Source organism: Schaalia odontolytica (assembly GCF_024584435.1).
Classification (GTDB): domain Bacteria; phylum Actinomycetota; class Actinomycetes; order Actinomycetales; family Actinomycetaceae; genus Pauljensenia.
On the sequence record NZ_CP102197.1, the window covers coordinates 860,200 to 877,291 of the forward strand.

The 17,092-nt window shown below is 64.7% G+C and carries 11 protein-coding genes and 5 tRNA genes; 7 read left to right on the forward strand and 9 right to left on the reverse strand.

The features are described 5' to 3' along the window. Window positions 1-42 precede the first annotated feature (42 nt). Both NQK35_RS03835 and NQK35_RS03840 read right to left on the reverse strand, forming a co-directional pair. A complete protein-coding gene (locus NQK35_RS03835) occupies window positions 43-1,068 on the reverse strand; it encodes a lipid II:glycine glycyltransferase FemX (protein WP_257114589.1) in 1,026 nt (341 codons plus the stop codon). Window positions 1,069-1,175: 107 nt separating this feature from the next. Next, window positions 1,176-2,453, reverse strand: coding sequence for a carboxylate--amine ligase (locus tag NQK35_RS03840; protein WP_009211665.1), 1,278 nt, complete (start codon window positions 2,451-2,453; stop codon window positions 1,176-1,178). Window positions 2,454-2,523: 70 nt separating this feature from the next. On the opposite strand from NQK35_RS03840, the gene NQK35_RS03845 reads away from it, so the two are divergent. The 3 genes from NQK35_RS03845 to NQK35_RS03855 all read left to right on the forward strand — a co-directional run bounded on the left by NQK35_RS03845 (window position 2,524) and on the right by NQK35_RS03855 (window position 6,044). After that, the gene (locus NQK35_RS03845) at window positions 2,524-3,258 is read left to right on the forward strand and encodes a hypothetical protein (protein WP_257114590.1); all 735 of its coding nucleotides are present in this window, start codon (window positions 2,524-2,526) and stop codon (window positions 3,256-3,258) included. Between the two features lie 103 nt (window positions 3,259-3,361). Continuing rightward, window positions 3,362-4,282 (forward strand): adventurous gliding motility protein AgmX, encoded by a 921-nt coding sequence (locus NQK35_RS03850; RefSeq protein WP_257114591.1) that lies wholly within the window; start codon window positions 3,362-3,364, stop codon window positions 4,280-4,282. A gap of 10 nt (window positions 4,283-4,292) precedes the next feature. Next, a complete protein-coding gene (locus NQK35_RS03855) occupies window positions 4,293-6,044 on the forward strand; it encodes an alpha-glucosidase (protein ID WP_257114592.1) in 1,752 nt (583 codons plus the stop codon). Window positions 6,045-6,288: 244 nt separating this feature from the next. Here the strand turns inward: NQK35_RS03855 and NQK35_RS03860 are convergent, their stop codons facing one another. The 6 genes from NQK35_RS03860 to NQK35_RS03885 all read right to left on the reverse strand — a co-directional run bounded on the left by NQK35_RS03860 (window position 6,289) and on the right by NQK35_RS03885 (window position 8,818). Next, window positions 6,289-7,938 carry a DUF5979 domain-containing protein gene (locus NQK35_RS03860; RefSeq protein ID WP_257114593.1) on the reverse strand — a complete coding sequence of 550 codons (1,650 nt, stop codon included), beginning with the start codon at window positions 7,936-7,938 and terminating at the stop codon, window positions 6,289-6,291. Between the two features lie 425 nt (window positions 7,939-8,363). After that, window positions 8,364-8,438, reverse strand: a tRNA-Val gene (locus tag NQK35_RS03865). Window position 8,439: 1 nt separating this feature from the next. Then, window positions 8,440-8,510: transfer RNA gene (locus NQK35_RS03870), tRNA-Cys, on the reverse strand. 34 nt (window positions 8,511-8,544) lie between these two features. Beyond that, window positions 8,545-8,617: transfer RNA gene (locus tag NQK35_RS03875), tRNA-Gly, on the reverse strand. Window positions 8,618-8,672: 55 nt separating this feature from the next. Continuing rightward, window positions 8,673-8,744: transfer RNA gene (locus tag NQK35_RS03880), tRNA-Val, on the reverse strand. Window position 8,745: 1 nt separating this feature from the next. Next, a tRNA-Gly gene (locus NQK35_RS03885) sits at window positions 8,746-8,818 on the reverse strand. A 152-nt stretch (window positions 8,819-8,970) separates the two neighbouring features. Here NQK35_RS03885 and glgX point away from each other — a divergent pair. From glgX to NQK35_RS03900, 3 genes are all read left to right on the forward strand, one after another. Then, complete coding sequence (gene glgX, locus NQK35_RS03890) at window positions 8,971-11,082, forward strand: glycogen debranching protein GlgX (RefSeq protein WP_257114594.1); 2,112 nt, start codon at window positions 8,971-8,973, stop codon at window positions 11,080-11,082. 118 nt (window positions 11,083-11,200) lie between these two features. Next, on the forward strand, window positions 11,201-11,755 hold the full coding sequence (locus tag NQK35_RS03895) for a DUF3000 domain-containing protein (RefSeq protein ID WP_257114595.1): 555 nt from the start codon (window positions 11,201-11,203) through the stop codon (window positions 11,753-11,755). Next, entirely contained in the window at window positions 11,756-13,000 is a 1,245-nt protein-coding gene (locus tag NQK35_RS03900) for a ribonuclease D (protein ID WP_257114596.1), read from the forward strand. Window positions 13,001-13,009: 9 nt separating this feature from the next. On the opposite strand, the gene dxs is transcribed toward NQK35_RS03900, so the two are convergent. After that, on the reverse strand, window positions 13,010-14,911 hold the full coding sequence (dxs, locus tag NQK35_RS03905) for a 1-deoxy-D-xylulose-5-phosphate synthase (RefSeq protein WP_257114597.1): 1,902 nt from the start codon (window positions 14,909-14,911) through the stop codon (window positions 13,010-13,012). A 132-nt stretch (window positions 14,912-15,043) separates the two neighbouring features. Between dxs and NQK35_RS03910 the strand changes: the two genes are divergently transcribed. Continuing rightward, on the forward strand, window positions 15,044-17,044 hold the full coding sequence (locus tag NQK35_RS03910) for an alpha/beta hydrolase family protein (RefSeq protein ID WP_257114598.1): 2,001 nt from the start codon (window positions 15,044-15,046) through the stop codon (window positions 17,042-17,044). The last annotated feature ends 48 nt before the right edge of the window (window positions 17,045-17,092 follow it).

Here is a 17,092-nt window from a genome sequence, read left to right on the forward strand (position 1 = left end):
GATGCTTCGCTACCGGGATTCTATCGCCCGGGGGCCAACGCTTCAGGAGCGGGCGCGCCAATCCTTTATGGCTTTGGCCGCGCGCAGCGCGCGGTAGGTGTTCTTCTTGATGGGCATGTCCCAGCCTCCGGGAACGTCTGTGAAGTGGGAGGCGAACGCGATCTTGTACTTGCCGACGCTAAAGAGATCGGGACAGCGTGGCGAGTGTGCCCCCATCAGGTCGAATTCTCGAACCCCGTCACGAGCGAGGTACTCGGCGGCCAGGAAGTCCAGGACCGGGGGCTGGCGCAGCCGCCGACCGGCTTCGGTGGAGGCTCCGTATTCCGCCTGGGCGCGGATGCCCTCGACCAGGCAGAAGTCCCAGCACAGGATCGCGTCATCCGTGTCGCGCATCGAGAAGATACGGGCGTGCTTGGGGCCGAGCGTGCGAAGGAGGTCCATGTAGACAGCCTTCGGATGCGGACGGAAGCCATCGCGCTGTGCGGTCTCCTCCATGACCGCGTAGTACTCGTCGATGACGGATGCGGCGTTGGCGGTGTCCTCATGGAAGGTGATGCCCTCGGCCTTGCCCTTCTTCAGTCCGCTTCGGATCGAACGCTTGCCGGCCTTCGGCATGGTTGCCAGGATCGCTTCCTCGGTCTTGCCGGAAGTATCGATGACGACGGTGCGGTCGTAGGAAATGGTCTGCAGCGGCATGCACAGGTCGGGATGCTGGTAGATGGCATGCAAGCGCACGAATGCGACGGAACGATCCTTGGCGCGGATCTCGCGCAGGAGGTCGGCTCGCAGCGCCGCCTCACGCTCGGGGGTGGCTTCCTTGATCCACGCGGGACCCCACTTGGCCCACAGGTAGTGAACGCCGCGCAGCGAATATTTGTACAGCGTGATGAACGCGACCTTTGTGTCGTCCTCGCACCACGCGTATCGGCCCCACACCCCGTGTCCCTGGGATTCCTCGAAGGCCTCCCACACGCAGGCCTGCTCGATCGGCAAGGAGCGGTCCTGGAAGCCAGAGACCGCAGCGATCTTGTCGTCCTGGGAGATGGGTACGAGTGCGGTGATCGTCATGGTGTCCTCGTTCGTCAGGGGAAGGGTCGCGTGTAGGTGGTCAGTCTAGCAGGGGCCGCGTCGCCCGCCTCAAGGCCGCTGCGAGGCGTCGGCGCCCCTCGAACGTGTCAGTACGAGGTCTGAGTCGGCTCGGGGTAGTAGCGCGCAAACTTGCGGCGGTGGTTCTGTTTTTGGAGCCAGACCGTGAGATTTCGCCGCAGGTTCTTCTCGGCTGGATTCAGGAGGAGGTCGAAGCGGCGCCCCTGCCCAATAATGCGTGTGACGCGCTCGCGCAGGTCGGGGTCGGTCACGTAGTGCAGGAGTAGAGAGTCCGGGACGAGGGTGTAGAGGATCTCATCGCGCGCCTGCTGCTGCTCACACGCCAGGCCGTCGATCAGGTCAGCGACCATCGGAATCATCGGATTCGCTCCCGCGGCAGCCATGTACCAGTTGTTACGTCCGATACGCGGGTTGACTTCGAGGAAGAGAGCGCGCCCGTCGCGCGGATCAATCTTCACGTCGAAGTTTGCGAACCCTCGGTAGCCGTTGTCCGTGAGCAGCGTGCAGGCGCTTTCCCATAGGGACGGAAACTCCTCGGTGATCATGGCGACGGGATTGCCGATCATGGTCGGTGCATGGTCTTCCAGGAGGACGCGAGCCGATCCGATGAGGGTCACCTCCCCGCGCGAATCCACGTACGCCGTGATGGAACGCATCGCGGTGTTGTCCCCCGGAATGAGCTCTTGAACGAGGAACGTGTCGCGGAAGCCAGCATCCCTGAGGGTGTCCCACAACTCCGCGAGTTCCTCGGGGGTATCGATGAACCAGATCTTGCGCTTGCCCTCGAACTCCAGCACGTCGTAGGGTTCACCATTCGCCGCCTTAGCCACGACGGGGAAGGGAAAAGGGGGCTCGGGGGCGGCCCAAGCCTCGTCCTCGACATTGGAGAAAGACACGGTTATCGTGCGAGGCGTGCCGATGCCCGCGCGCTCGCAGGCGCGCGCGAATTCCGCTTTGTCCGTCAACCGTTCCATCACCTGAGAATCGGGGAAAGGGAGCGCGTAGTGGCGCGAGAGTGCCCGAGCGTTGCGGGCCACGAAGGCCGAGAAGATGTCGTGGTTCGCCATGAGAACGAGCTTCTTGTCGGGATGCTCACCCGCAACGCTCATCAACACGTCCAGCAGCTGCGCATCGCTGGCATGAGCACTGACATGGCGAACATCGAAGAAGTTTGACCGGGTAATCGACTCGGTCGGCTGCGAACCGACGCAGACACAGCGGCAGCCGAATGCCTCGTTGAAGCACCGACCGATTCCATACACCCCGAAGTCGCCACCGATGATGACGGGAAGGATGTCATCACGGGGGGTCAGAGGCCTGGGGCGGGTCAGGTAATCAATGCTCATGCCACAAGCCTAGCGCCTGGTAGGATACGTTACGTTCCCTGAGAGAGCTCTCACCACCAAGGACTGCACCATGAGCATGCCGTATCAACCAAACAACCAGCCTCCCTTCCAGCCTCAGCAGGGTGCCCCCGGCTACCCGGCTCAGGGTGGCTACGCAGCTACCGGCGGAGTTCCCCAGGGCGGATATGCGCAAGGCGGCTACGTGATGGGAGGCGCCCCCCAGGGCGGATACCCCCAGGGCGGCGGGAACGGAATGTATGGGCAGCCCCCCTATGGTGGGGGCGCGATGGGGCCGCAGCCCTCCGGATCGAACGTCGGCAAGATTGTCGCAATCATCGCGGGAGCATTCGCGGTGGCACTCGTCATCGGCCTCCTCATCTACCTGCCCTTCCTGAGGTCTTCCTCCAACGAAGAGACCACGGCCTCGCCGACATCGGCCGCCAGCCCCTCCGGCCAACCGTCGATGGGCTCCGCTCCGTCAGACAAGGCCACTGATTCCCCCTCTTCCCCCTCCAAGGGCGGCACTCCTTCGAAGGGAAACGGCGCCGATGGCAAGACGGAGCAGCAGGTGATATCGGCCTGCAAGGACAAGATCAACCAGGAGGTCGCATCCGCGACGATCACAAACGACAGTGTCGCTCTCAAGAATCAGGGCGCGGCCACCACATCCTACGAGTACACGGGCCAACTCAGCGGAACGCGCAAGACGAACAACCGCGCGGTCTCCGGGAACTTCACCTGCACCGCAATTTACGTCAGTACGGACAATAGTCTGAACGTGTTTGTCAAGTTCTCCTCGAAGTGACGGCCAGCCCCTGCCGCCACGCTCACCGTCCACTCGCCGCCACCGTCCCCGCATCCTGGGGGCACCGGACGACACCCAGAATCCGCCAACGCCGGGAGGCCTCGTGTCCAATCCATACCTTCCCAACCAACAGCCGCCCTACGGTTCCGGTAACGGCGGCGGGGCACCCGTCCCAGGAAACCTACCCTATGGCTCCGCATACGGTCAGCAGCCCACCCAGGAGTTGCCCACCGCGGGCAGCCAACCGTACGGCTCCGCATACGGTCAGCAGCCCACCCAGGAGTTGCCCACCGCGGGCAGCCAACCGTACGGCTCCGCATACGCTCAGCAGCCCACCCAGGAGTTGCCCACCGCGGGCGGATACGGGTACGGACAGGCAGGCATGGGGCAGGGACAGGCGAGCTACTACGGTGTGCCCGGCACCTATCCCCAGGGGCAGGCGTATCCCGTGGGCCCCTACGGCATGGGCGCGGGGCAACCGCCAAACAAGGGGGCTAAAACGGGACTGATCATCGGCATCATCGCCGCCGTCCTAGCAGTCATCCTCGTGATCGTCATTGCTGTCGCTCTGACTAGAAGCAACTCGAACACCTCCTCCCCCTCGCCCACGACCTCCAGCAGTCCGTCCTCCGATCCTTCGAGCAGCGACCCGGGCGCACATCCGAGCGCCGGCCCCTCCACAGGCCCCACAAACGCCCCCTCCGCGGGACCCGGCAAGACACCTTCTCCGCAGCCCAGCGGTCCGCAGGGCTTTTCAAGTGACCTGAGCGCCGCCGAACAGAACGGAATCAGGAACGAGTGCAAGGCCGCCCTCGAGCAGTCGGTCAGCAGCGGGACGCTCCATTGGGAGAGCATGCAACGCGACGGCACGGATGAGGACGGCAACCCGACGTACACCGGCAAAGGCCAACTCGAAGGAACCCTCCTGACGGGACGTACGGGAACCTTCACCGTGACCTGTAGCGTTGTCTACTACGCCGATACGGGTGCGTACGAGGCCTGGGCGAATCTCGACTCGCAGTAGTCACAGGCTCATGTTTCACCGCCCAGGCCTGCTACCCGAGAGGCGTTACGCCGCCTGTCCCTGGTGGAAGAACGCCGTCCTCTATCAGGTGTATCCGCGTTCGTTCCAGGACAGCAACGGCGACGGCGTGGGCGACCTAGCGGGCATCTACGCGCGCCTCGATTACCTCGCTCATCTCGGCATCGACATCATCTGGATATCACCCATCTACCGCTCGCCCCAGGCGGATAACGGCTACGACATCTCGAACTACCGCGACATCGATCCCCTCTTTGGTGACCTCGCGGCCTTCGACGCGCTGGTTGCCCGCGCCCACGAGCTGGGGATGCGCATCGTCATGGACCTGGTCGTCAACCACACGTCGGTGGAGCACCCGTGGTTCGTTGAGTCCGCAAGCGGCCCCCACTCCCCTCGCCGCGACTGGTACTACTGGCGCCCCGCGCGTCCGGGGACAGAGCCAGCAGCGCCGGGCGCCGAACCGAACAACTGGGAGTCCTTCTTCGGGGGCTCCGCGTGGCAATTTGACCCGTCGTCGGGTGAGTATTACCTGCACCTCTTCGCCAGCGAGCAACCCGACCTGAACTGGGAGAATCCGCACGTGCGCGAGGCCATCTACGACATGATGAACTGGTGGCTCGAGCGAGGAGTTGACGGCTTCCGCGTCGACGCAATCGACGTGATCTCCAAGCGAGCAGGACTGCCCGACGGGGGCGCGGCGCGCGCCCCGTTCGGTGTGGGCCACGAGTGCTACGCCGACGGGCCCCGCCTGCACGAGTTCCTGCAGGAGATGAACGAACGAACATTCTCGCGTCATCCCGGCTCATTCACCGTCGGCGAGGCATCCAACGCGTCACCCGAGTCCGCGCTCCTATTCTGCGATCCCTCGCGTAACGAGTTCAACATGCTCATTCAGTTCGAGCACGTCAACCTGGGACTCGAACGGGGCCGTTTCGCCCCTCGCCCCCTCCGACCCGGAGAGCTTGCCGAGGTGTTGACCCGCTGGCAAAAGGCGCTCGAGGAGCGGGGGTGGAACGCTCTCTACCTCGAGAATCACGATCAGCCGCGCGCCGTGCGCCGTTTCGGCGACCCTGATAACTTCTGGTACGAGTCCGCGACGGCCCTGGCAACCGCCTACTTCCTCCAGCGAGGCACTCCGTTCATCTACCAGGGGCAGGAGATCGGAATGCTCGGCGGAGCGTTCTCCTCCCCCACCGACTTGCGCGACGTGGAGTCCCTCAACGCGCTGCGCGAGGATGCGGGCGAGGAGATTCCCCCCGGTCTTGCGCACATGTCGCGGGATAATGGCAGGACCCCCATGCAGTGGGACGACTCCGCAAACGCGGGCTTCACCGATGCCATCCCCTGGATCGGCGTACCCCATTCAGCATCCCAGATCAACGTCGCGGCGCAGCTCGCCGATGATTCGTCGGTCCTCGCCTACTACAGGGCACTCATCGATGCCCGGCATCGCATCGGTGCCGCGACCGACGGTGGTTTCACGCGACTCGACATGGGCGATCCCGCGCTGTTCTTCTACCTGCGGGAGCACGAGGGTTCCAGCATCCTCGTCGCGACCAACCTGTCCTCGCGCGCTCTCACCCCCTCTCCCCGCGGAGGCCACGAGGCCGCCTGTGCGCTGCCCTGGAGGCTCTACCTCGCTAACACACGGGGAACCGGCGTCGCGTCGGAGAACGCGCCCACACCCGTTGACCCGGCGTCGCCGATGGGTCCCTGGGAGGCGCGGGTGTACCTGATCCATTGAGGATCTGCGCCGGAGGTTGCAACCCGCGCCCGCCCTCGCGTGCGCCCGTGCCCGCAGCGGGCACCCGCGGATCCGGGCCCTCGACCACCTTCCTGACGCTGTTGAAGCGACAAGCATCGGAGGGCGGGAGGAGCATTGCTCCTCCCGCCCTCGTTTCGCCGACCATGGGCCGGTCGGCCATTGTGCCTCACCGGCTTACGTGCGTCACGTTAGCCGTGGCCACGTGGGTCGCAGATGCCTCTCGTCAGCGTCCGCGGCGCCTTGCCGCGACCAGGGACACACCCGCGATGGCGACGATTCCCGCCAGGACACCCAAGCCGACCGCGTCAGAGCCCGTGGCCGCGAGGCGCGGCGCGGGCGAGGGCTTCTTGGTCGGAGCAGGGGTGGCCGCCGGAGTCTTCGGCGCTGGCGTGCTCGGCGTTGCCGACGGAGTCGGGGCCGGGACGAGGGTGTTCGTCAGCGTCAACGAGTACGTCTGGTCATCGCTCAGCGTGAAGTGAGCTTCGCGGTTTCCGGCCTTCAACGACACTCCAGGGGCGGCCTCGAAGAGGCGACTCTCGGCTTCATTCCAGGTGATCGCGGCGTTGGAGGGGAGGTCCCCCTCGGTCACGGTCACCTCGGTTCCCAGGGGAAGAGCCTCGGGGTAGGTGTATGTCTGCCCGGCCTTGACGCTCGCCTGGAACGTCTTATTGGCCGACGCGTCGTCCTTGTTCGTGAGGGTGATCTTCAGCGTGTAGTCGAGGTCGTTGGCGGATTCGGGCAGTTCACCAACGACATTCTTCGTCACGGAGAAGGTCTGGTGCGCGTAGGCATCGGCACTGCCTCCGTAACGCAGGGTCTTGGTAACCGACTGAATGTCTTCGCGCCCAGGAATGTTGAAGTTGACCTTGTTCGAGAACTCGCCGACAACATCACTGGAGCGCTTCGCGTCGGCCACACGTGCGGGCAGCATGACGATGGCCGACTGGTTGGCGGGGATCTCGCCGAGCTTCACGGTGACCTTGCCGCTGGAGCACTCAACCTGCGCGGCCTGGCCGAATGCCCCCTTCGACGTGTCCTTCTCCTGGCGGATGCCCTCCGACGTGGTCGGGTCCGTCACGAGGTAGGTGTGCTTCTTCGTGTAGTCATCGACGGTGGCGCAGTCAAAGCTCCAGTTCGCTCCTTGGGGAACCTCGTCAACGACGGAGGCTCCGGTCACGGCCGCGGGGCCGGCGGGAACGATGACGCGCCACATAATAGCCTTATTCGAGTCGCCGTCTTCGTCGTCCTTCAACGTCAGCCAGCCATCCTTCTGGAAACGAGGCTCACCGGGGACGCGACCAATCATGTCGAGCACGCGCGTGGTCTTGCCACCCAGGTTCACGGTGTACTTCTCGTTGCCGGGACCGCTGTACTGCGCGAGGCCGTTGGTGACCACCGAGCCATACCACTGGGCAGCCGTCTCAACTTTGGAATTGAAGACGACGGTGACCATGCCGTCGCTCCCCCATGTTCCGCAGCCAACCACGATATTGTTGTGCGAGACGACGTCGAAGGTGCGGGTCACGTTGGGACGCTGCAACTGACGCCCCTGCGAGGTCTCGCTGATGCGCGCGTCATAGGTGAAGTAGTCGCCGGCCTTCACGGCGCCCTCGGTCTTCCACGGTAGCTTCAGGCCGAGATCCCAGTAGTCGCCGACCGCCTGAGTCTCGCGACCCGAGTTGTCGACCAGCTGCGCCTTGTCCCAGTCCAATGTGACCTTATTGCTCACATTCGTCACCGCGTCAGGGCATGCCTTAGGTGCCGCGTACGCGGCCTCGCCGGGCGTTATCAGTTGGCTGAGACCAAAGAAACTCAGAGCCAACGCAAGTGTGGCAAGAAGTGCGCCCAGGTGGCGCCGCTTCAGAGCAGTCATGGATTACTCCTGTCAATAGGATGTGCGACAGCGTCGCTTCACACCGTGCCAGTCTATGCCAACCCCTGCAACGTGGTCAACAATCAGAGAAAGGGGTCTCTCACAGGCTGCGCACATGGGATGCGACAAGGATGTCGAAAGGCGCTATAGCTGGACTTGCTCATTTACTGTCATGTTTTGCGCTCTGTCCGCTCCCGCCCCATCATGGGGCGACGCGAGCACGCATGACGACAAGCGTCAGGATTCGACACGTCACCAATGACAAGGACGCACAGAGGTCTTGTCACAGAATTTCAAGGAGGCACCCGGGACCCCATCCGCACCATTGCACGGCAGCACAGAGGGACGAAGCAACCCCGTCCGACATCGTCGCAGCGGTCAAACGGCAATGCAAAGAAGCCGGATCCATAAGGATCCGGCTTGCGTGGTGGGCGATACTGGGATCGAACCAGTGACCTCTTCCGTGTGAAGGAAGCGCGCTACCCCTGCGCCAATCGCCCGAGGTGGGTACGGGATTCGAACCCGTGTATACGGCTTTGCAGGCCGCTGCCTCGCCTCTCGGCCAACCCACCACGCCCAATGGGATCGTGAGGATTCCCGATTGAGAGCGGATGACGGGACTCGAACCCGCGACCCTCACCTTGGCAAGGTGATGCTCTACCAACTGAGCCACATCCGCGTGAACCGCTTGTGCGGCCGGGCACTGCCCGCCAATCCTGTGACCAGGATGACCGTGGGCGATACTGGGATCGAACCAGTGACCTCTTCCGTGTCAGGGAAGCGCGCTCCCGCTGCGCCAATCGCCCGAGCGGATGACGGGACTCGAACCCGCGACCCTCACCTTGGCAAGGTGATGCTCTACCAACTGAGCCACATCCGCGTTTCTCAGAACGCCACGCGTTCTTCGCAACGGGTAAAACCTTAACAGACCTCCCCCCAGGAACGCAAAACCAACATGCAGTTATCCAAGTCACAGACATTGCTCGGGAACATTCCTGCCGACAGCCACGCTTTCGTGCCACTCTTACATCTATGGATACTCGACCTGGAAAGGCGTACCCCCTGGGCGCCACGTTTGATGGAACCGGTACCAACTTCGCAATCTACTCCTCGGTCGCGACCTCGGTCACTCTGTGCCTGCTCGACGAGGAACTCAACGAGATGCGCATCCCGATGACCGAGGTTGATGCCTGGGTGTGGCATGTCTACGTCCCCCAGGTCCGCGCCGGCCAGCGGTACGGCTACCGCATCGACGGCCCCTGGGATCCGCAAAACGGGCTGCGTTGCGATCCCTCCAAGCTCCTCCTCGACCCCTACGCCAAGGCGATCGAAGGCCAGCTCACGGACTCCATGGACCTCCTGTCCTACCAAGCGGACGATCCCCTCTCCCTCAAAGGGGGAGACTCAGCAAAAGCAACGATGCACTCGATCGTCGTCAACCCATTCTTCGACTGGGAGGGCGACCACCGGCCGGGGCACGACTACTCGGAGACCATCATCTACGAGGCCCACGTCAAGGGCATGACGATGCGCCACCCGGACGTCCCCGAGGAACTGCGAGGAACCTATGCCGGAATGGCCCACCCGGCGATCATCGAACACCTCCAGAAGCTCGGGGTCACCGCGGTCGAACTGATGCCGATCCAGCAGTTCACCAACGACACGACCCTCCAGGCCAAGGGGCTCTCCAACTACTGGGGATACAACACGATCGGCTACTTCGCGCCTCACAATGCCTACGCCGCATCCCGTGAGCCGGGCGCGCAGGTCTCCGAGTTCAAGGCGATGGTCAAGGCGCTGCACGCGGCCAACATCGAGGTCATCTTGGACGTCGTCTACAACCACACGGCGGAGGGCAACCACCTGGGACCAACCCTGTCCTTCCGCGGAATCGACAACCCCTCCTACTATCGCCTGGTCGATGGGGATCGGCAGCACTACTTTGACACGACCGGCACCGGCAACTCCCTCCTCATGAGTTCCCCGCAGGTCCTGCAACTCATCATGGACTCGCTGCGCTACTGGGTGACCGAGATGCACGTGGACGGCTTCCGCTTCGATCTGGCCTCCACGCTCGCACGCCAGTTTGCCGAGGTGGACCGTCTCTCAGCTTTCTTCGATCTCATTCACCAGGACCCGGTGGTGTCGCAGGTCAAGTTGATCGCCGAGCCGTGGGACGTGGGATCCAACGGCTATCAGGTGGGTGGATTCCCGCCGCTGTGGTCCGAATGGAACGGACGCTACCGCGACACGGTCCGCGACTTCTGGCGTGGAGAGTTCTCGTCCCTGCCCGACTTCGCCTCGCGCTTGGCGGGCTCCTCCGACCTCTACGGGACGACCGGGCGCAAACCGATGGCATCGGTCAACTTCGTGATCGCCCACGACGGTTTCACCCTGCGAGACCTTGTCTCCTACAACGAGAAACACAACGAAGCCAACCAGGAGGGAGGCGCTGACGGAGCGAACGACAATCGCTCGTGGAACTGCGGGACCGAGGGCGATACGGACGACGAAGAGATCATCGAGTTGCGCTATCGCCAGCAGCGCAACTTCCTCACCACGCTGATGTTCTCCCAGGGGGTTCCGATGATCGCCCACGGAGACGAACTCGGGCGCACCCAGCGCGGCAACAACAACGCCTACTGCCAGGACAACGAGCTTACCTGGATCAACTGGGACCTCAACGAGCACGACCACAAGCTGCTGGAGTTCACCCAGCATCTCATCCACCTGCGCCGAGACCATCCCGTCATGCGTCGCAGGCGCTTCCTGGAGGGGCCCGCCAAGCGCGGAGGCGAGTCCGCGCTCGGCGAGATCGAATGGTTCACACCGGCCGGAACCCACATGACCGAGGAGGAGTGGAACCAGCCCTGGGCACGATCGACGATGGTGTTCTACAACGGGGATGCGATTCGTGAGCCCGACGTCGACGGGCGTCGAATCCTTGACGATGACTTCCTCCTGCTTCTCAATGCGGCTCCCGAGCCCGTCGATTTCACGCTGCCGGACACCAAGTACGGACACGTCTGGTACACGGTCGTCGACACGTCGGGGGACAATGAGTGCCGCGAGTACCGCTCCGGAGACATCGTGCACGTCAAGCCGCGCACCTCGTTCATCTTGCGCAACCCGCGGGGCCGCTGACTTCGCACCCCCAATCGACGCAGCGGTTTTCCCGACACGCGTACCGACTACTTATCGAGATGATGATCGGCGGCGCGTCTGGACCCGAAGCCGTGATGACACCCGTACGATTTGAATTGTGAACGAAAACGCGGTGCCCGAGGAGTTTGTACGGGCTCTGCTGTCCCTGCGACAGGCCGACCACCTGCCGCACATACTCCTCGAGGAGGTTTCCCCACCTCGACGTCTCGCGCCCTTCACGGCGGCACTCGCGATGCGGACGACAGACGAGGATGACGCGGGACAGCCCCTGTCGACTGGTCGGATGGTGATCCTGCATGATCCGGTGGGGCAGATTGGTTGGAACGGCACGTTCCGTGTCGTGAGCCAGCTGCGCGCCCAGATCGACGCGGACATGATGGGAGATCCCCTGCTCGCGGAGGGCGTGTGGGGATGGACCCTCGACTGCTTGCACGTCGCCGGCGCGGGGCTCCATGACCTGACCGGTACCGTCACGCGAGAGATGAGCGAGACCTTCGGCGGCCTCGAGTTGCGGGGCTCCTCCCTCTTTGTTGACGTGCGCGCCTCGTGGACTCCCAACAGCGAGCACCTTGGCGAGCACCTATCCGGATGGGCCGACGTGATGCGCCGGACGGCCGGCATCGTTCCCGCCCGTCATCTTGAAGGAGTCTGAGTGCGAGTCAACAATGGCGGCCGCCTGCCGGTCGGCGACACGGATGATCCCGAAGTCATCGCACAGCCACGCGGGGGCACCCCCGCCATCGTCGATACTCCCTCCGGCCTGGACGACGCGGCGAAAGCGCTTGCACTCGGGCGGGCACCGGTCGCGCTCGATGTCGAGCGCGCGCAGGGTTTTCGCTATGGCTCCGACCCCTACCTGGTGCAAATACGCCGTGAGGACGTCGGCACGTTCCTGATCGACACGCACGCCCTGCCCGATCTGTCGGCCCTCGCGCCGGGGGTCGACGATGTCTGGCTCCTGCACGACTGCCTGCAGGATCTGCCGAACCTGCGCCAGGTCGGGTTGGTTCCCTCCTCGCTGTTTGACACCGAGATTGCCGCACGCCTGGTGGGCTTGGAGCGCTTCGGCTTGGCTGCGGTCGCCGAGCAGGTGCTGGGCCTGGGCCTGGTCAAGGATCACCAGGCGTCTGATTGGTCGCTGCGTCCCCTCCCTCCCGAATGGCTGCGCTACGCGGCGTTGGACGTGGAGCTGCTGACGGAGCTGTACTACCGCCTGTCCAAGAGGCTCGATCAGATGGGTCGCTGGGAGTGGGCGCAGCAGGAGTTCAGCCACGCCCTCTCGGTCCGCCCCTCCCCCGCCAAGCCGGATCGCTGGCGCTCGCTGCCGGGAGCGGGCAAGGTCCGTAGCCGCCGGGGACTCGCGGTCCTTCAGGCGCTGTGGGAAACCCGCGAGGAAATTGCCCGACGCGTCGACATCTCCCCGGGTCGCTTGGTGCGCAACGCCGCCCTCGTGCGCGCGGCATCCGCGCCGCCCAGGAATCGGCGCGCGCTCATGAGTATCAACGAGTTCCGCTCCCCTTTCGCTCGCCAGTTCGAAGACGAGTGGATGCGCGCCCTGGCACGCGTCAGGGCGATGACCGAGGACGAGCTTCCACCCGCCCGCCGGCCCGTCCAACCGGGTTCGATTCCCGAGCCCCGTCAGTGGAATCGAATCGACGAGGCGGCGGCCGCGCGGCTGGGTACGGTGCGCGCCGCGGTGGCGTCGGTCGCCTCGCAACTGGGGCTGGCCCCCGAAGTGGTCCTCGCACCTCAGGTGCAGCGCTACCTGGCGTGGGCGCCCCTCGATCCCTCCCGTCCCTCCGGGGACGAAGTCGAGGAACGCATGGTGAACCGGGGCGCGAGAGACTGGCAGATCGACCTGACTCTCGACCCGATCTGCGACGCTCTCGGCGTCTGAGTCGCTCCCCTAGCAGCGCGCGAGACGTTCGACCTGCGCTCGGACCGCGGCCTCGATACCGTCCGCGTCGTATCCGAAGTCCTTGATCATCTCGGAGCGGTCCCCGTGCTCGGGAAGAACCTGGGGAACTCCCAGGCATCGAACGGGAATGCCGGCGTCGAAGAGGCTGTCCCTGAGGGCCCAACCGAAGCCCCCCTGAACGATCCCGTCCTCAACCGCGATGACGGCGTCGAAGCCGAGCGCGAGCGAGGCCAGATCCGGGCTGATGGGAACCAGCCACCGGGGATCGACCACGGTGACGGATATGCCATCGTCGATAAGTCGACGTGCAGCGGTGATCGCGTCGGGCACGCACGCCCCCGTGCCGACGATGAGCACGCGGGCACGGCAGGGCGCCACCTCCTCGTCGAGGAGCACGTCGACGTCGCCCACTCGCCGCAACGCGGGCATCGGTTCGGGCAGAGCCCCCTTCCTGTAGCGCAGGACGGTGGGTGCATCGTCCACGCTGATTGCCTCACGCAGCTCCTCGCGCAAGGTGTCCTCGTCTCTGGGGGCGGCCAGGCGCAGGCCGGGGATCAGCGAACACATGGCGATGTCCCACACGCCGTTGTGGGATGCCCCGTCGGATCCGGTGATTCCCGCGCGATCGAGGATAAAGGTGACGCCGGCGCGATGGAGCGCAACGTCCATGAGGAGCTGATCGAACCCTCGGTTCAAGAACGTGGCGTAGAGCGCAACAACGGGGTGCGCCCCTTCATAGGCCATGCCGGCGGCCGACGTCACCGCTTCGGCCTCGGCAATGCCGACGTCTATCACGCGACCGGGGAACGCCTCATGCATGGGTCCAAGCCCCACCGGCTGCATCATCGCGGCCGTGATGCCCACGATGTCCTCGCGCGTGGCGGCCAGGGAGCGAATCTCGTCGGCAAAGACGCTCGTGAAGCCAAAGCGTTCGGGAGCGACGGGCAGTCCGGTCTCGGGGTGGATGGGGCCGACCGCGTGGAAGCGGTCCGCGATGTTCTCCTCGGCGGGCGTGTAGCCGCGTCCCTTCTCGGTGATCACGTGCACGAGGACGGGCTGGTCGAGGGAACGCGCGCGCCTCAGCGCGGTCTCGACCGCCGCGATGTCGTGGCCATTGACGGGGCCCACGTACTTCAGGCCGAGGTCCTCGAACATGACCTGGGGGTTGAGAGCGTCCTTGATTCCCGTCTTCAGGCCGTGGAGAGCGTCGTAGGCGGCGCGCCCCGGAATGCCCTTGCTGAGAAGATGCTGCTTCCCCCACGCGAGGGCACGCTCGTAGCCCGCGGACGTGCGCAGGGCATCCAGGTGAGTGGCCAGGCCTCCGATCGTGGGGGCGTAGGAGCGACCGTTGTCGTTGATAATGATCGCGATGCGCCGGTTCTTCGAGGTCGCGATGTTGTTGAGGGCCTCCCAGGCCATTCCGCCGGTCAGCGCGCCGTCTCCGATGACGGCGACCGTCCACGTGCGATCCCCGCGCCGATGCTTCTCCCGCGAGATCCCATCGACCCACGCCAGCGACGACGACGCGTGAGAGGATTCGACGACGTCGTGCTCAGACTCGGAGCGAGACGGGTAACCCGACAGGCCGCCCGGGCAACGCAGCGAGGAAAAATCTTGGCGTCCCGTCAGGAGCTTGTGCACGTATGCCTGATGGCCCGTGTCGAACACGATCGTGTCCTGCGGCGAACGGAAGACGCGGTGCATACCGATCGTGAGTTCAACCACTCCAAGGTTGGGTCCCAGGTGCCCTCCGGTACGAGAGACGTTATCGATCAGGAACTCCCGAATCTGGCGCGCCAGCTCATCCAGCTGTCCGGGATCGAGGCGGCGCAGCTCCCGCGGTGCGGTGCAGCGCGACAACAGGTCGCGAGACTCTTGTGCTCCAGACATGAGCACCAGTGTAGTTCCCTCCGCGTCTCATCTACGCGTCAAAGCGGGATCCTCTCCCGTGGGATCCGCGCAGGCGGGAGACGCGAGCACTAAGATGGGAACGTAGGCTCGCCATACGCTCAAGGAGGCACTATGTCCGTCACCGTCGCTCCTCACGGCATTTGGAAGTCCCCCATTACGGGTGATTCCTTCACTGCGCGTTCGGTCACCCTCTCCCAGGTCCGGGTTGATGGACCGGACACCTACTGGGTGGAGGGTCATCCCCTGGAGGGAGGCCGTGGCACGCTGCTGCGGCGGCGCGGGACAGGCGAGACGGGCGAGGTTCTGCCCCTCATTGACGGGGTTCGCCTGCCCGACGTGGGCACGCGCGTGCACGAGTACGGCGGCAAGGCATACGCCGTCCACCACGGGGTCATCGTCTTCTCCGACCGCACCGACGGTCGCGTCTACGCCTACGACACCTCCGACCCGCGCCGAGGGGTGCGCCCCCTGACGACCCTGTCGAAGGTCCGCTACGGTGACTTCTGGATCGCGGACGTACGTGACCTCGTGTACGCGGTCGCCGAGGACCACTCGGGGCCGGGCGAACCCGTCAACTCCATCGTCGCGATCCCCCTGGACGGCTCCGCAGCGCGTGACGACAGTGCCATCATCCCCGTTTTTGGCGGGACGGACTTCGCTCAGGCACCCGTCGTGTCCCCCGACGGGACAAAGCTCGCGTGGATCTCGTGGAACCATCCGAACATGCCATGGACGTCCTCGCAGCTGCGGGTTGCCTCGCTGACCTTTGAGGGGCGGATCGACCGCGAGGTCGTCCTCGTCGATCAGCCGGGCGTGTGCGTCTACGAGCCGCGGTGGACGCTGGACGGGGACCTCATCCACGTTGACGATTCCTCCTCCTGGGCCAACCTGTACCGCACCCAGGGTTTTGTCTGGAACGAAGGGGAGGATCCCAACGCCTGGACGACGCGGCTACGCACCCGCTCCCTGCATCCGGGGCGCAGAGCTTTCTCCCACCCCCACTGGCAGCTGGGCCTGCACTCCTACGACAACTACGACAACGACCTTCTCGTCTGCTCCTGGGTCGAGGACCAGGAGTGGCATATCGGCACCGTGCGCGTCGACAACGGCATGGCCGAGGAGTGGGCAACCGGTTGGTGGCCGATCGGCAACGTCGCAGCGGCCGACGGTCGCGTCGTGTTCCTAGCGGACTCCGCCACGCACACGCCCGCGATCATCGAGGTCTCGCGCGGCAAGACAAAGGTTCTGCGCCCCTCCTCCGAGGCGGAAGTGCCCGCTGCCCTCATCTCGACGGCGCAGATGCTCACGTGGAAGACCTCCGACGGCGAGGAATCGCACGGCCTCTACTACGCGCCCGTCAACCCCGACTTCCGGGCACCGGACGGGGAGCTTCCTCCCCTGATCGTCAACGTGCACGGCGGGCCGACCAGCGCCAGCCGACCCGGCCTGTCGGTTCCCTTCCAGTATTGGACGAGCCGCGGCTTCGCTGTCCTCGACGTCAACTTCCGGGGATCGACGTCCTTTGGCCGCGCCTACCGTCAGAAGCTCAACGGCCAGTGGGGCGTCATGGACGTCCAGGACTGCGTTGACGGCGCCCAGTACCTGATCGACCTGGGGTACGTCGATCCGAAGAGGATTGCCATTCGTGGCAGCTCCTCCGGTGGTTTCACGGCGCTCAATGCCCTGGCTTCCTCGGATGTTTTCACCGCGGGCGCCTCCTTCTACGGAATTGCCGACCTGGTGAAGCTGGCGCAGAGCAGCCACAAGTTCGAGTCGCACTACGATCAACTGCTGATCGGATCGGACGATGTGTCGGACCCGGTGTGGGCCCAGCGTTCCCCGATCAACCGTGTCGATCAGATCCACGCTCCTCTGCTGCTCCTTCACGGTGGCGAGGACCCCGTCGTGCCCGCCGCTCAGGCGGAGGAGATGTACGAGGCTCTGCGGGCAGGCGGTAACGCGGTGGCGCTCAAGCTCTACCAGGGTGAGGGGCACGGATTCCGTTCCGCCGTCAACATCAAGGACGCATGGCAGACCGAGCTCTCGTTCTACCGCACCGTGTGGGGCATCGCCACCGACGCCCCCATCCACGTCGAGATCGCGAACCTGTGACGCGGCGTCCTCAATCCCCGCAGCCCGGTCGGTCGGCTGCGGGGATTC

Bases quoted from the DNA above. Each gene is read 5' to 3' on its own strand.
- NQK35_RS03835 (WP_257114589.1), bottom strand. From the start codon at position 1,068: ATGACGATCACCGCACTCGTACCCATCTCCCAGGACGACAAGATCGCT.
- NQK35_RS03840 (WP_009211665.1), bottom strand. From the start codon at position 2,453: ATGAGCATTGATTACCTGACCCGCCCCAGGCCTCTGACCCCCCGTGAT.
- NQK35_RS03845 (WP_257114590.1), top strand. From the start codon at position 2,524: ATGAGCATGCCGTATCAACCAAACAACCAGCCTCCCTTCCAGCCTCAG.
- NQK35_RS03855 (WP_257114592.1), top strand. From the start codon at position 4,293: ATGTTTCACCGCCCAGGCCTGCTACCCGAGAGGCGTTACGCCGCCTGT.
- NQK35_RS03860 (WP_257114593.1), bottom strand. From the start codon at position 7,938: ATGACTGCTCTGAAGCGGCGCCACCTGGGCGCACTTCTTGCCACACTT.
- glgX (WP_257114594.1), top strand. From the start codon at position 8,971: ATGGATACTCGACCTGGAAAGGCGTACCCCCTGGGCGCCACGTTTGAT.
- dxs (WP_257114597.1), bottom strand. From the start codon at position 14,911: ATGTCTGGAGCACAAGAGTCTCGCGACCTGTTGTCGCGCTGCACCGCA.
- NQK35_RS03910 (WP_257114598.1), top strand. From the start codon at position 15,044: ATGTCCGTCACCGTCGCTCCTCACGGCATTTGGAAGTCCCCCATTACG.